This window comes from Paractinoplanes globisporus DSM 43857 (assembly GCF_000379645.1).
Lineage (GTDB): Bacteria > Actinomycetota > Actinomycetes > Mycobacteriales > Micromonosporaceae > Actinoplanes > Actinoplanes globisporus.
Genome location: NZ_KB903297.1, coordinates 166,763 through 180,553, shown reverse-complemented (window position 1 = coordinate 180,553; position 13,791 = coordinate 166,763). Strand labels below are relative to the sequence as shown.

12 protein-coding genes are annotated in these 13,791 nt (G+C 69.4%); 4 read left to right on the top strand and 8 right to left on the bottom strand.

The genetic code is table 11. The features are described 5' to 3' along the window. Nucleotides 1-131 precede the first annotated feature (131 nt). Nucleotides 132-548 (top strand): PH domain-containing protein, encoded by a 417-nt coding sequence (locus A3CQ_RS0111530; RefSeq protein WP_020511089.1) that lies wholly within the window; start codon nt 132-134, stop codon nt 546-548. Here the strand turns inward: A3CQ_RS0111530 and A3CQ_RS0111525 are convergent. The 3 genes from A3CQ_RS0111525 to A3CQ_RS0111515 form a co-directional block, all read right to left on the bottom strand. Beyond that, nucleotides 534-1,046 carry a GNAT family N-acetyltransferase gene (locus tag A3CQ_RS0111525; RefSeq protein WP_020511088.1) on the bottom strand — a complete coding sequence of 171 codons (513 nt, stop codon included), beginning with the start codon at nt 1,044-1,046 and terminating at the stop codon, nt 534-536. The two genes, A3CQ_RS0111530 and A3CQ_RS0111525, sit on opposite strands and share 15 nt — an antisense overlap. Beyond that, the gene (locus A3CQ_RS0111520; RefSeq protein ID WP_020511087.1) at nt 1,043-3,988 is read right to left on the bottom strand and encodes a galactose oxidase family protein; all 2,946 of its coding nucleotides are present in this window, start codon (nt 3,986-3,988) and stop codon (nt 1,043-1,045) included. Before A3CQ_RS0111520 ends, A3CQ_RS0111525 begins: the two co-directional genes overlap by 4 nt. A gap of 310 nt (nt 3,989-4,298) precedes the next feature. Continuing rightward, nucleotides 4,299-4,949 (bottom strand): TetR/AcrR family transcriptional regulator C-terminal domain-containing protein, encoded by a 651-nt coding sequence (locus A3CQ_RS0111515; protein ID WP_020511086.1) that lies wholly within the window; start codon nt 4,947-4,949, stop codon nt 4,299-4,301. Nucleotides 4,950-5,027: 78 nt separating this feature from the next. On the opposite strand from A3CQ_RS0111515, the gene A3CQ_RS0111510 reads away from it, so the two are divergent. Then, on the top strand, nt 5,028-6,401 hold the full coding sequence (locus A3CQ_RS0111510; RefSeq protein WP_026205584.1) for an FAD-dependent monooxygenase: 1,374 nt from the start codon (nt 5,028-5,030) through the stop codon (nt 6,399-6,401). A gap of 9 nt (nt 6,402-6,410) precedes the next feature. Then, on the top strand, nt 6,411-7,592 hold the full coding sequence (locus tag A3CQ_RS0111505) for an MFS transporter (protein WP_020511084.1): 1,182 nt from the start codon (nt 6,411-6,413) through the stop codon (nt 7,590-7,592). Between the two features lie 95 nt (nt 7,593-7,687). On the opposite strand, the gene A3CQ_RS0111500 is transcribed toward A3CQ_RS0111505, so the two are convergent. Next, complete coding sequence (locus A3CQ_RS0111500) at nt 7,688-8,599, bottom strand: rhomboid family intramembrane serine protease (protein ID WP_026205583.1); 912 nt, start codon at nt 8,597-8,599, stop codon at nt 7,688-7,690. A 14-nt stretch (nt 8,600-8,613) separates the two neighbouring features. Beyond that, the gene (locus A3CQ_RS0111495) at nt 8,614-9,147 is read right to left on the bottom strand and encodes a peptidylprolyl isomerase (protein WP_020511082.1); all 534 of its coding nucleotides are present in this window, start codon (nt 9,145-9,147) and stop codon (nt 8,614-8,616) included. A gap of 203 nt (nt 9,148-9,350) precedes the next feature. Here A3CQ_RS0111495 and A3CQ_RS0111490 point away from each other — a divergent pair, with 203 nt between their 5' ends. Beyond that, entirely contained in the window at nt 9,351-9,893 is a 543-nt protein-coding gene (locus tag A3CQ_RS0111490; RefSeq protein ID WP_020511081.1) for a hypothetical protein, read from the top strand. Nucleotides 9,894-9,951: 58 nt separating this feature from the next. Here A3CQ_RS0111490 and eccB read toward each other — a convergent pair whose 3' ends face one another. From eccB to A3CQ_RS0111475, 3 genes are all read right to left on the bottom strand, one after another. Next, complete coding sequence (eccB, locus tag A3CQ_RS0111485) at nt 9,952-11,349, bottom strand: type VII secretion protein EccB (protein ID WP_020511080.1); 1,398 nt, start codon at nt 11,347-11,349, stop codon at nt 9,952-9,954. A gap of 32 nt (nt 11,350-11,381) precedes the next feature. Then, nucleotides 11,382-12,503: a CorA family divalent cation transporter gene (locus A3CQ_RS0111480; RefSeq protein WP_020511079.1), complete on the bottom strand. Its 1,122-nt coding sequence runs from the start codon at nt 12,501-12,503 to the stop codon at nt 11,382-11,384. Nucleotides 12,504-12,613: 110 nt separating this feature from the next. Beyond that, nucleotides 12,614-13,708 (bottom strand): aminotransferase-like domain-containing protein, encoded by a 1,095-nt coding sequence (locus A3CQ_RS0111475; RefSeq protein WP_026205582.1) that lies wholly within the window; start codon nt 13,706-13,708, stop codon nt 12,614-12,616. Nucleotides 13,709-13,791: the final 83 nt, after the last annotated feature.

The window sequence follows — 13,791 nt, the reverse complement described above, 5'->3', positions numbered from 1 at the left end:
CGCGTACGCCCGGCGATGGCATCGGCCAACGGCCGGTGAATGTCGAATTACAGGACTTCGACAATCGTTACGTCGACCATTCCACCGCCGCGCACCTGGGACGACGCCGGTCGAACTGCCATAGTTGGTGCATGCAATGGCGCGTCCGGCCGGTCCTCCCGGTCACCAAGCTGATGGGGGCGGTCGCGGTCGTGGTGCTGGCCGCCGCGTTCGCCGAGCACGACCCGATCCGGTGGGCGATCGCGCTGGTCGTGGCGCTCGCGCTGGCGATCTGGGCGGCGCGCGACCTGCTGGCTCCGGTCCGCCTCGCGGCGGACACGTCGGGGGTCACCGTGATCGCCGGTTTCGCCCGCCGCCGGCATCTGCCCTGGTCGGTCGTCGAGCGGGTACGCGTCGAGCGCCGCACCCACCGGGGCCTGCGCAGCGAGACCCTGGAGCTGGACACCGGCGACGCGATCTACCTGTTCAGCGCGAACGACCTCGGCGCGCCCCCGGAGGACGTCGTGGCCACGCTCGCCGACCTGCGGGCCAGCTCAGCCCCGGCCTGAACGTAGGTCCATCCAGTAGCGCAGCTCGTTGCCGAGCGTCTCGTCGGGCTGGCCGCCGTTGGCGAGGATGACTTTCTGCGAGGCCTCGTTGGTCGGGTCGCAGGTCAGCAGGGCTCGGGTCAGGCCGAGCCGGCGTGCCTCGGTCAGGCCGGCGGCGAGCATCCTCGTGGCGTGACCTTGGCGGCGCCAGGCGGGGGTCACGTGGTAGCCGATGTTGCCGCCGTCGACGAGCAGCGACGGGGTGAGCTCGTGCCTGATCACCAGCGTGCCCAGGTAGTGCTCGCCCGCGACGTACCAGTAGGTGGAGAACGGCACGTCCCACCGCCGTCGGACGCCCCGGCACGACGCCACGTAGCCGTCGAAATCCTCGCTCGCGGGACCGAGCCACTCCGTGTCGAAGCCGCTGGCCACGCAGTCGGCCTGCTCGCCGGTGAGGAAGGAGACCCGGACGGCGGCGGTGGGCGGAACGAGCCGGGGCGGCGTCCTGAGCGTGATCACCCGCCGATGTGGATGGTCTTGGCGACGCTGGGGACGCCCTTCGCGTCGAGCGCGAAGAGCATCCAGTAACCGGGGACCGCGACGCCGGGGTCGGCCGGGATGGTCAGCTTGTACGTGCCGTCCGAGCCGAGCGTCGGGGAGAGCGACAGGCGGCGCTGGTCGGTGTCGACCGAGTGGGTCGCCGTGCCCATGCGGATGATGGAGAACCCGGTGACCGCGCGGTCGGTCTTGACCGTGAAGCTCGCGCCGTTGGCCAGCGCGCTCGGCGCGTCCTCGATGGTCGGCCGCGAGGCCGCCGAGCCGTCCGCGTTGAGCAGGTACGGCGGGGTGAAGGTCTGGCCGTCGAAGTGGTTGGTCGCGCACCCCGTGCCGCAGAGGCCGCCACCGGCGCTGAAGACACGGCCGTCGGGGAGCAGCAGCGCGACGCTGTGGTAGTTGCGCGGGATCGTCATCGTGGCCATCGTCGTGAACTGCTCGGACGTCGGGTCCCACAGCTCGGCGTTGAGGACCGAGGTGTCGTCCGAGAACGGCACCGAGTAGTTCATGCCGCCGATCACCAGGACCTTGCCGTCCGGCAGCGCCACGCTGTTCTGGAACGTCCGGGTGTTCGCCATCGAGCCGACCTGCCGGCTGGAGACCGTGCCGTCGTCGTTGATGGTGACCAGGTGGGCGTCGGCGGTGGCGTCCGAGTTCTGGTAGCTCGGGGCGCCGCCCAGCGTGAGGATCTTGCCGGTGTCGAACATGACGGCGCTGCCGTTCATGGCGTCGTCGCCGCCGCGGGTGCCGGCCGTGGTGACCGAGCCGTCGCCGTCCACCGTGTACCAGTTCATCTTCTTGCTCGGGCCGGCCTGGAGGATTCTGTCGCCCTTCCAGGCGAACAGCCAGGCGTGGTTGTCCTTGCGGGTGTCACCGAGCGTGTTGTTGTCGTTGGTCAGCATCGGCGTCACGTCGGCCCCGGGCAGCGCGTGCCAGCCTTGGTCGACCGTCCAGACCTCGCCGGCCTTGTGCGGGTTGGTGCCGGTGCCGCCGACCGGGCCGCTCCACGAGCCGCCGATCGTGAACACCTTGCCGCTGCCGAGCGTGACGCTGGCCTGGTATCCGCGGCCGATGGTCATGTCGCCGCCGTCGGTCCAGGCATCCGTCTGCGGGTCGTAGATGCTGGTCTTCGTGTTGCTGTTGCCGCCGGTGACGATCACCCGGCCGTCCGGGAGCACCGAGATGCCGGGGCAGAACATGTCGTGGCCGGTCTCGGCGACCGTGCGCTGGGTGACCACGCCGGTGGCCGGGTCGTACGTGGCGGTCAGGGTGCGGAGGCCGTCACCGCCGACGTAGGTGTCCGGCGCGTACGCCGACCAGGTCAGCACCTTGCCGTTGGGCAGCAGCGCCGCGGCCACCGGGATCAGCGGGAAGCCGACCGGCGCGCTCCACGTCCCGCGCTTCGGGCTGACCGAGCCGCTCGCGCCGAGGACGTTGACCTCGGCCATCGACGTCACCTGGCCCCGGTTGCCGGCCGCGCCCGTGACGATCAGCTTCACGTACTTCGCGTCGACCGGCGGGAACAAGACGGTCTGGGAGGCCGGGCTGTCGGCGAACGTGCCGTCGGTGATCCGGTTGGTCCAGGTGCTGCCGTCGACCGACGTCTGGATCTTGTAGGTGCCGATCCGGCCGTTGCTGTTCGCCGGCGGGCGAGGCAGGTAGACGAAACCGCCCACGGCCTGGACCTTGCCCATGTTGATGGTCAGCGTGTGCGGTAGCGGCGTGGTCGTCGGTGAGTACTGGGTGTGCCAGATCGTGTTGAGGTTGCCGTCGAGCAGGTTGGTCGCGGGGGCCTTCTCCTTGACCATCTCCTGCGAGTCCGCGGTGACCGTCCAGCCGGTGCGGGACAGCGTGGGATTGTCCCGGCCCAGGACGTTGAACTCGGCGGCGCTGGACAGCTGGCCGCGGTTGCCGGCCTCGGTGAGCGCGGTGATCCGCACGTAGCGGGCGAGCTCCGACGGGAACGTGACCGTCTGGGCGGTCTGCTTGTCCACGAACTTGCCGGTGGCCGCCTGGGGTGCCCACAGCTGGTTGTTGATGCTGGTCTCGATCTTGTAGCTGCCGATGTTGCCGTTCTTCGACGTGTCCTGGCGGGGCAGGTAGGCGAGGCCGGAGACCAGTTGGTACTTGTGCATGTCGATCAGGAACGTGTGCGGCAGCGGCTTCGGCGCGGTCGAGCTCCACGCCGTGTGCCACATCGTCTTGGTGTTGCCGTCGATCGCGTTGATGGCGGCGCCGGACTGCTTCACCGTCTCTTGGCTGTCGGCGGTGACCGTCCATCCCGTACGCGGCAGCGCGGGGTCGGTGCCGCCGAGCAGATTGATCTCGGCGGCGGAGGTCCAGCTGACCCGGTTGTCGGCCTCGGAGAGCACGGTCAGCCGCACGTACCGGGTCACCGTGGTGCCGATCGTGACGGTCTTGACCGTGTCGTCGTCGCCGAACGTGCCGGTGGCGACGTTCGCGCTCCAGGTCGTGCCGTTGTCGCTGATCTGCACCCGGTACTGGCCGATGCGGCCGTTCGCGCCGTCGGACGGCATGTAGGTCAGGCCGCTGAGCGCGATGCGGTTGTGCGTGTCGATCGTGATCGAGTGCGGCATGGCGCCGCCGCCGCTCTTCCACGAGCTGGTCGACTCGCCGTCGAGCACCTGGTCGGCGGAGTGGCTGCTGTCGGCGGTGCTGTCGGCGGTCGCCGTCCAGCCGGTGCGGGGCAGGGGCGCGGCGGTGGTCACGGCGACCGGCACGGCCTCGGGCATGATGTGCCCGGCGTGCGGGGTGCCGGTGGCCGGCTCGGCCTTCGGCGCGCTGCCGGTGCTCGCCTGCTGGTGGAGCACCACGGCAGTGCCGGTGAGCAGACAGAGGGCAGCCGTGGCCGCGGCTCGGGACCAGTGGTGGCCGCGCAAGTGCATGCTTGGTTTCCCCCATGAGCAGTTTTCGCCTAAGCGGGAACACTCTTCGGGGAAGCTGCACGCGGGTACATCGACGCGGCGGCATGAGAAACCGGCCGTTCGGCCTAGTTACAGCGCTTGATCGATGAACGAACATGGCGCACCTGCACCGGCCTCTTTACCTCTTATGCCGTGAAACCGGATTTATCCGGGCAGGAGGTCTAGGGGGTTTGGCCAGATTGGACCGACTCGCCAGAATGGCGAGGACTTCGGAAAAACACATACCAATTTCATCACGTCACATCGATGTGATCGCCCGATCGACGCAGCGTCACTCCTGCGCCTTGCCGAGGCGTTGGACGACAAATCCCGACATGCCGGTCAGGATGATGCGGAGGCCGTACTCGAAGTTGGCGTCGGTGTCCTCGTTGTACAGATCGCCGGCGACGCCCGCGGTCAACGGGAAGCGCTCGGCGTCGAAGGCCAGCCCCTCGGCATACGGATTGCGGTCGTAGTCGGCGCCGGCCCGCGCCTGCTCCTCGATGGTGAACCCGATCGTGTAATGCAGGATCACCGGGAACGCGCGGGCGGCCGTGGCCGGCTCGAACCCCGCGTCCTGCAGCGTCCGCAGGATCAGCTCGATGGTCCGCACGACCGAGGGATGCCGCGAATACGCCCCCGCCGCGACCCGAGCGCCGTCCCGATAGCGCAGCAGCGTCCGCCGGTTGCGCACGGCCAGCGCGACCAGCCACTCCTGCCAGCTCTCGTCCCGCCGCGGCGCCTCGAGTCCCTCGGCCGCCTCGGCCGCGAGCAGATCGGCCATCGCGTCGAGCAATTCCTGCTTGTTTTTCATGTGCCAGTACAGCGTCGGCGCCTGGACGCCGAGCTCCTTGGCCAGTACGCGCATGGTCAGGCCGTCGAGACCGACCTCGTTGAGCGCGTGCAGCGCGGCGTGGGCGATGGCGTCCGAGGTGAGCTTCACGGTTGACACCCTACCAAAGTTCGGGTTATCTCTAACTTAGTTAGAGGTTCTCAAACTTAGTTAGGGAGGCACGAGGTCATGGAGCAAGTAGTGATCGTCGGGGGCGGGCCGACCGGGTTGATGCTCGCCTGTGAGCTGCGGCTGAGCGGCGTCGACGTGCTGGTGCTCGAGCGGCTGGCCGGCCCGAGCGGTGAGTCGCGGGCGGGCGGCATCCATGCGCGCACCATGGAGATCCTCGACATGCGCGGCATGCTCGAGCCGTTCCTCGCCGAGGGGCGACGGCTCCCGCGCGGTCACTTCGCGGGCATTCCGCTTGATTTCTCCGGACTGCCGACGAGATATCCGTTCCTGCTGGCCATCCTGCAGCGGCGCATCGAGCGCCTGCTCGAGGCCAGGGCGCGTGATCTCGGCGTACGGCTGCGGCGGGAGGTCGGGGTGACCGTCCTGCGCCAGACCGCCGAGCGGGTGGAGATCGAGACCACCGAGGGTGACCTCGCCGCGGCGTACGTGGTCGGCTGTGACGGCGGCCGCAGCACGGTGCGCAAGCTCGCCGGGATCGACTTTCCCGGCACGCCCGGCACGATGACCGCGATCCTCGGCGATGTCGAGTTGTCCGCGCCGCCGGAGGGTCCGGTATTCCAGCAGCGCACTCCGCACGGGAACTGGTCGGTGCTGACCTTCGAGTCGGGGTGGTATCGGGTGATCACTAATGATTTCGACGGAATTGCCGACCGGGACGCGCCGATCACCGTCGACGAGTTGCGCGGGTCGCTCCGGAAGCACGCCGGCACCGATTTCGGCCTGCACAGTCCACGGTGGATCTCGCGGTACAACGACGCCGCCCGGCTCGCCGCGCGGTACCGATCCGGGCGCGTGCTGCTGGCCGGCGACGCCGCGCACATCCACTATCCGGCCGGCGGCCAGGGCCTCAACACCGGCGTGCAGGACGCGTTCAACCTGGGCTGGAAACTCGCCGCCGTGCTCCTCTTCGGTCAAGATCAAACCCTGCTTGACACGTACGAGGAGGAGCGCCGTCCCGTCGCGGAGCGGGTCCTTGCCAACACGCGTGCACAGACCGCGCTCACCCGCCCCGACCCGCAGACCGAGGCGCTGCGTCAGGTGCTGACCGGGCTCACCGCGTTCGGTGACGTCAACCGGTCGCTCAGCGAGATGGTCGCCGCGCTGGACATCCGCTACCCGCTGCCGGAGGGCGCCGGCCATCGCGCCCCCGACTTCGACCTCCCCGACGGCACCCGGCTTTACGAGCACTTGCGCGACCCCCGGCCGGTCTATCTCGGCGCCGGCTCATCCGATGGCGTGCGGGCCGTCGCCTGGGAGGGGCCGGCGATGCTGATCCGCCCCGACGGGCATGTGGCCTGGGTCGAGGCGATGGGCGAGCGGGCTCTGCAGGAGGCGATCAACCGCTGGTGCCGACCCAGCTTTAACGAGTAAGTTCGGGAGGTGACGCTGACCGACCTCGACCGCCGCCGGATCGAGCGGGCCAAGGTCGCCGTCGCCACCACGTTCGCCACTAACGGGCTGGCCTTCGCCGGCTGGCTGGCCCGCGCGCCCGCCGTCCGCGACGATCTGCACCTCAACGTGGCCGGCTTCGGCCTGCTGCTGCTCGGCGTCTCGGCGGCCGCCATCCTGTCGATCCCGCTCTCCGGGCCGATCGTGCAGCGGTTCGGCCCGGCGCGGACGATTCTGCTGGCCAGCAGCGCGATGGCGCTCGGACTGGCCGGGCTCGGCACCGGCACGCTGACCGGCTCGGTGCCGATCGCCGCGGCCGGTCTCGTGCTGGTCGGCGCGGGCAACAGCGCGTGGGACGTCTCGATGAACGTCGAGGGCGCCGCCGTCGAGCGCCACCTCGGCCGCACCATCATGCCCCGCTTCCACGCGGGCTTCAGCCTGGGCACGGTGCTGGGCGCCGGCCTGAGCGCGCTGGCGGCGGCCGCCGGCCTGCCGATCTGGGTGCAGCTCTATCTCACCGCGATCCTCACGGCCGTGGTCACCTTCCCGACCGTACGACGTTTTCTCCCGCACGTGCCCCCGGCGAAAGACCAGCCGCGCCCGGTCAGCCTGGGTCAGGCCTGGCGCGAGCCACGCACGATCCTGATCGGACTGATCCTGCTCGGGTTCGGCTTCACCGAGGGCACGGCCAACGACTGGTTCGCGATCAGCCTGGTCGACGGCTACGGCACGAGCGAGACGATCGGCGCGATCGGCTACGGCACGTTCGTCACCGCGATGACCCTGTCCCGGCTCTTCGGCGGCGCGGCCATCGAGCGCTGGGGTCGCGTCCGCGTGCTGCGGGCCACGGTCGTCTCGGGGCTGGCCGGGCTGCTCCTGGTCGTCGTGGGCATCGGCGTCCCGTTCGCCCTGCTCGGCGGCCTGCTCTGGGGCATCGGGGCGTCGCTGGGCTTCCCGGTCGGCATGAGCGCGGCCGCCGACGACCCGGTCCGCGCCGCCATCCGCGTCTCGGTGGCCGGGTCGATCGGGTACGGCGCCTTCCTGGCCGGCCCGCCCCTGATCGGCGTGCTGGCCCAGCATTTCGGCGTGCTGAACGCGATCCTCTGCGTCCTGGGCGCCCTGACCATCGGCCTGCTGGCCTCGGGCGCCGCCAAGCCCCTGCCCACACGCTGACCCAACCTCGCGCGGCTTGGGTGCCCCGGCGGCCCAGTCTGGCAGCGGCTTGCGTCAGTCCAGCCCGAACTGGACCGTTTTGTCCGAGTGTGGCGTCAGCCGAGGATGACCTGGGTGCGGACGAACGTCACGGCCAGCAGGAAGACGAAGACCACGGCGCAGCCGGTGGCCTGGATCAGCGTGCGGCGTGCTCTTGGGGCGTACGCGAGGATCACCGCAACGACCGCTCCCGTGACCAGACCGCCCAGATGGCCCGCCACCGAGATGTTTCGGACCGTGAAGGTGAAGAGCAGGTTGATCACCAGGAGGGGTATCAGCGCGCTGATGTCGAGGCGGAGCCGGCGGTTCACGATGAACATGGCGGCGACCAGGCCGAAGACGGCGGTCGAGGCGCCCGCGCTCGGTTGGTTGGGCGCGGTGAAGACGTAGCACGCCACGTTGCCGCCGAGGCCGGCCAGCAGGTAGAGCCCGATGAAGCGGACCGGGCCGAGATGGGTCTCGAGATAGCGGCCGAGCTGCCAGAGCAACACCATGTTGAGCAGCAGGTGCACGAGGCCGTAGTGCACGAACATCGCGGTGACCAGTCGCCACCACTCGCCGGCGGCGACGCCGTGTGCCGCGCCGCCGGGGGTGTACGACGCGTACCCGATCACCTCGAACCACCGCGTGACCGGCGTCTGGCCGCCCATCAGGCCCATCAGGCCGCCGGAGCCGCCGATCGCCTTCGCGCCGCCCGTGATCGCCGAGATGACACCGACGGCCACGTTGACGGCGATCAGGATGCGGGTCGCGTACGCCGCCTGGCCGACGCGGCTGCCACCGAAGGCTGTCCGCGCCGGCCGTTGGGTGCGCTTTCCTTCCGCCACACACTCGGGGCACTGATGACCGACCGCCGCCTCGCGCATGCAGTCGGGGCAGATCGGCCGCTCACACCGGGTGCAGTGGACGTATGTCTCCCGCGACGGATGCCGATAGCAGACCGGTGTCGTCGAGGGAGCCTCACTCATGCATCAACGGTACTTCAGTCGGTTACGCGCTCGATTTCCACGCGCTCGACGACTACGTCCTCGACGGGGCGGTCGCCGGGGCCGGTCTTGGTGGTGGCGATCGAGTCGACGACCTTGGCCGACGCCTCGTCGGCGACCTGGCCGAAGATGGTGTGCCGGCGGTTGAGGTGCGGGGTCGGCGCCACCGTGATGAAGAACTGCGACCCGTTGGTGCCGGGGCCGGCGTTCGCCATCGCGAGCAGGTAGGGCCGGTCGAAGGACAGCGCCGGGTGGAACTCGTCGGCGAACTTGAAGCCGGGGCCGCCGCGGCCGGTGCCGGTCGGGTCACCCAACTGGATCATGAAGCCGGCGATGACCCGGTGCGAGATCGTGCCGTCGTAGTACGGCGTGCCCTTGCCCTGCTGGCCGGTACGCGGGTCGACGTAGTCCTTGCTGCCCTCCGCGAGCTCCACGAAGTTGCGCACGGTTGCCGGGGCGTGGTCCGGGAACAGCTGAAGCCGGATCGGGCCGTGGTTGGTGTGCAGGGTGGCGAAAAGCTTCTCGGCCACGGGTACTCCTGTCTGTGTCGCGGTCGCCCCTGGCGTACCTCGTAGGGGCGATGGGACAGTTCGTTTTGTAGTTCGGATCCTCCCCTATGTGTCTGATCCGGCCACGACGGGGTACCAGTTAAGGGCACCATGACGTGGGAGAGAACCACAGGAGGTGGGCACTGGTGTTCGCAACGATGCGCCGCAGGAGCCGTAGCCGGCGAATGAAGAACGAGCTCGGACAGAGCGTTGACCACTTCAAGCGCGCGGCAACGCTCGCCGCTCAGGAGACCAGCGCGACGATGGGACCGCGGGTCGCCGCCGCGGTCGACAGGGTGCAACCGGCCGCCGTGAAGGCCAAGGACGCCGCGTCCAGCGGCTGGGACAGCGCGCTTGCCACGCTGACTCCGCTGGTCGGCGCCGCGACGGACAACATGCGGCAGGCGGGCAAGATGAGCAAGCGGCAGGCGAAAAAGGCCGCAAAGCAGAACAAGAAGTACGCCAAGCGGCTGACCGGGCGCTCCAAGAAGCGCAGCGGCTCGCGCCTTCTGGGCTACGCACTCATCGGCACGGCGGTCGGCGTCGGGGCCGCGTACCTGTCCAAACGCCGCAGGGCCAACCAATGGGACGAGTACGACCCGGCGACTCCGATCGGATCGGCGCAGGTCGGCGGGGCCGACGACGCCGCCTTCGAGCCGGCCGAGCCCTCGGCGTACACGACGCCGAACGGCACCGTGCCGGACGCGGCGCCGCAGACCCCTCGGTAGAGACGCACGGATCGCACCACGGGCGGGCGCCGGCCAGGTGACCCGCCCGCCGGTGTGCCTATTGAACCGCCGTCTGACGCGCGCGGGCCGGGTCGAGCGACGGGCCGCGCGGCAGCAACGCGACCAGCTCGGACGGGATCTGCCGGGGCTTGACCCCGCCGTACCCGAGCTTGGTGATCAAAGATCGGTTGGCCAGCGGGAAGCTGCGGCCGGTGTCGGTGACGATCGTGACGGTGCCGCTGTCGGCCGGCGCGCTCGGCGAGGCCGCGGCCGACACGAGTACGCCCTTGCCCCGCGCGATGTGCACGAAGTCGGCGAGCTGGACGTTCGATGGGGTGTTGCCGGCGTCGACCGCCACGCCGGTCGGCACGGTCGGGTCGATCCGCAGACCGTCGCCCGATTTCGCATCCACCGGAAGGGTCATGCATGCCCGGCCGGGGGCGTTGTCGTGCAGCTTGGGCACGGTGACCGGCAGGCCGTTGGCGGTGCCCTCGTCGCTGAGTCGCTTCGTCGACTGCGGCAGCCGGAAGAACTTGTTGCCGATCGCCTGGGGCTGGTTAATGCGGGGATCGGCCTGCAACAGCATGGCCTGCATCGGGGTGAGAACGGCCAGGCCGTCGGCGAGGATCACGCCGAACTGCTTGCCCGAGTCGGTGACCAGGTCGCCGACCTGGAAACCGTCGATCGACGAGGGGTCGCCGACGGTCCCCGGCAGCCGCGGGCCGACCAGGTTGGGACCGAGCGGCACCGAGTTCGCCCACGCCGTCGCGACCGTCCACGGCGCCTTCGACGCATAGCCGAGCGCCCGCAGCGTTGCGACCTGGGCGCTGGCAGGGATCGGGAACCGCTTGTTGTCGTACACGATCGCGGTGTGGTCCTGGGGGTCACGCACCAGCAACCCCTCGTCGGCCTTGGCGGCGACCGTGCCGTCGGTGAGCTCGTCGCCGACCAGCAGGGTGCTGCGCGGCTCGTTCTCCTCGCCCTGGTTGTCGGTGCACAGCGACCAGCGCTCGGTGAGCAGCGCGTCCTTGGCCGGCAATGAGTCGGGGGCGTCGGGGATGCCGAGCGTGGCACCGAGCGGAACGGTGGCCAGCTTGTCCGAAGAGATGCTCTTGAGCTCGGGCGCCTCGGCGTTGGACAACAGCAGGCCGGAGGTGTAGTTCAGCACCGGGTGCAGCTTGGCGTCGGAGTCGAGATAGACGAATCGTGCGCCGGTCCCCTTCTCCTGGAACACCACGTTCGCGTTCTTGGGGTCCACAGAGCTCTGTCCGGTGAGGAAGCCGTAGATCGCGACGCCGCCCACCGCGAGACTCGCGATCAGCAGGCTGACCAGGGCCGTTGTGCCCGCCCGGCGCAGCGGCGACTTCGACGGGTCGGGGTCGTGCGTGACCAGCGCGGCCACCACTCGCTGCATCGAGTACTGGTACGAGTGAAGCTGGTCCTGACGCGACGGCACGCTGTCACTCTAGGGGCACACGTCGATGTCGTTCACAACCAGCCGTTGCGGCGGAACGCACGGTAAAGAAGGACCGAGATCACCAGGATGATCGCCCACCAGGCCGGATAGCTGTACAGCCAGTCCAGCTCGGGCATGTGCCGGAAATTCATGCCGTAGACGCCGGCGCCGGCCGTCCACACCGTGGCGATACCGGCCCACGCGGCGATCTTGCGCATGTCGTTGTTCTGGTCGACCGTGACCTGGGCGAGTCGCGCCTGGAGGATCGAGTTGAGCAGGTCGTCGTACGAGGAGACCTGCTCCACCGTACGCGTGAGGTGATCCTGAACGTCCCGGAAGTACTTGCCGATCCGCTTCGGCACGATCGCCACGATCATGGCGAGCGGGCGCTGCAGCGGCACCACGGCCCGGCGGAACTCCACCAGTTCCCGCTTCATCTGGTAGATGGACTGAATCGGGCTTCCGGCGCCGCGGGAGAAGACGCCCTCCTCGATGATGTCGAGATCGGCCTCGACCTGGTCGGCGACGGCCAGGTAATGGTCGACCACCCGGTCGGTCACCGCGTACGCCACCGCCCAGGGGCCCTGCTCGAGCAGCTGGCCGCGGTTGGTCTCCAGGTCGGCGCGCACCGAGCCGAGCTCCGACGCGTCGCCGTGCCGGACGGTGATGACGAACTGCTCGCCCACGAACACCATCATCTGGCCGGTCTCGACGACCTGGGACGTCTCGGTGATCTCGCGGTGGGGCACGTAGCGGGCCGTACGCATGACCAGGAAGTGCACCGAGCCGAAGTTCTCCAGCTTGGGGCGCTGTTCGGCCTTGACCGCGTCCTCGACGGCGAGCTCGTGCAGGCCGTACGTCTTCGCGATCGCGGTCATCTCCAGCTCGGTCGGCTCGTGCAGGCCCAGCCAGACGAAGCCGTCCTCGTGCGAGCAGGCCACCCTCAGGGCCTCGTCGGGGCTGAACACGCCGGCCAGACGCTTGCCGGCCACGTACACCGCGCAGTCGACGATCGAGCTCGCCGCGCCGGGACCACCGGCGCCGTCGGGACTGTCCCCGGCCGTACCGAGGAAGCGGTTCATGGCCCGCACCGGAACGGCGAAGGCGCGCGACAGCGGCCGGTTCCGGCTCGTGCCGGGCTCGCGCTCGCTCATGATGACCTCCCCAAACCGCACGACGGGCCCGGAGCAGGCTAGCTCACCGCCAGGTGGGCGCCGGACGGGATCATGGAACCCGTCCGGCGCCGGAGAATCCCGGCGAAAACCTAGGCGCGAACCTCGTCGATGGCCGCGGCCAAGCGGCGGACACCCTCGTCGATCTGGTCGACCGTGACCGCGGAGAACGCCAGGCGAACCGAGCTCTTCCCGCCGTCGAGCAGGAAGTCCGTCCCCTTGACGATAGCCACACCCTTCTTCATGGCGGCCGGGAAGAGCTTGTCGACGTCGACATCCTCCGGCAGGTCGACCCAGAGGAAGTAGCCGCCGTCCGGCTCGGTGAAGGTGGCGCCCGGAATGTGCTTGCGCAGGGAGTCCGCGAGAGTGGCGGCGCGCTCGGCGAGGGCGGTGCTTACCGTCCGGACGGACCGCTCGATGTCGCCGGAGACGCAGAACTGGTGGACGATCGCCTCGGAGACCATGCCGGGCGAGATGTACAGATTGGTGGCCTTCTTGGCGATCGCGTCGATCAGCGCGGCCGGGCCGACCAGGTAACCGACGCGGACGCCGGGGCAGACCGTCTTGGTGAAGCTCGAGGCGTGGACGACCGCGTTGTCAGAGTCCATGGACAGCATCGAGGGCAGGGCGTCACCGCGGAACCGGATGTCCACGTACGGGTCGTCCTCGAAGATGGTGAAGCCGTACTCGACGGCGAGCGCCAGCAGGTCGCGGCGCTTCTGCTCGGAAAGCGTGATGCCGGCCGGGTTCTGGTAGTTCGGGATGATGTGCGCGAGCTTGGGGCGAACGCCGGACTCGAGCAGCGCGCGCAGCTCGTCGACGTCGATGCCGTCCTCCCGCAGCGTCACCTGGTGCACCTTGGCGCCCAGGTTCTGCAGGCTGAGAAGCGTACGGTCGTAGGTCGGTTTTTCGACGACGACCGTGTCGCCCGGCTGCACCAGGTGGTTGAACAGGAAGGCGTCGGCCTGCAGTGAGCCGTTCGTCACGATGACCTGGTCGGCGGAGACGCCGTGCTTCTTCGCGATCCACTCACGCAACGGGACATAGCCGACGGAGGTGCCGTAAGCGGTCATGCCGGCGGGATCGGCATCGAAGGCGCGCGCGGCGGCGGCCTTGAGGCCCTCGACGTCGATGATGTCCAGCGACGGAGCGCCACGGGCGAACGAGATCAGCTGCTCAGCGGTCATGCCCATCAGCTTACGAGCAGCCTCCATGGAATTTTCGCGCGCCTCGGCCGGGTAAACGAACGGGAAACCTCCGGTTATCCTCG

Bases quoted from the DNA above. Each gene is read 5' to 3' on its own strand.
- A3CQ_RS0111475 (WP_026205582.1), bottom strand. From the start codon at position 13,708: ATGACCGCTGAGCAGCTGATCTCGTTCGCCCGTGGCGCTCCGTCGCTG.
- A3CQ_RS0111510 (WP_026205584.1), top strand. From the start codon at position 5,028: ATGGAGCAAGTAGTGATCGTCGGGGGCGGGCCGACCGGGTTGATGCTC.
- A3CQ_RS0111520 (WP_020511087.1), bottom strand. From the start codon at position 3,988: ATGCACTTGCGCGGCCACCACTGGTCCCGAGCCGCGGCCACGGCTGCC.
- A3CQ_RS0111490 (WP_020511081.1), top strand. From the start codon at position 9,351: ATGAAGAACGAGCTCGGACAGAGCGTTGACCACTTCAAGCGCGCGGCA.
- A3CQ_RS0111500 (WP_026205583.1), bottom strand. From the start codon at position 8,599: ATGAGTGAGGCTCCCTCGACGACACCGGTCTGCTATCGGCATCCGTCG.
- A3CQ_RS0111480 (WP_020511079.1), bottom strand. From the start codon at position 12,503: ATGAGCGAGCGCGAGCCCGGCACGAGCCGGAACCGGCCGCTGTCGCGC.
- A3CQ_RS0111530 (WP_020511089.1), top strand. From the start codon at position 132: ATGCAATGGCGCGTCCGGCCGGTCCTCCCGGTCACCAAGCTGATGGGG.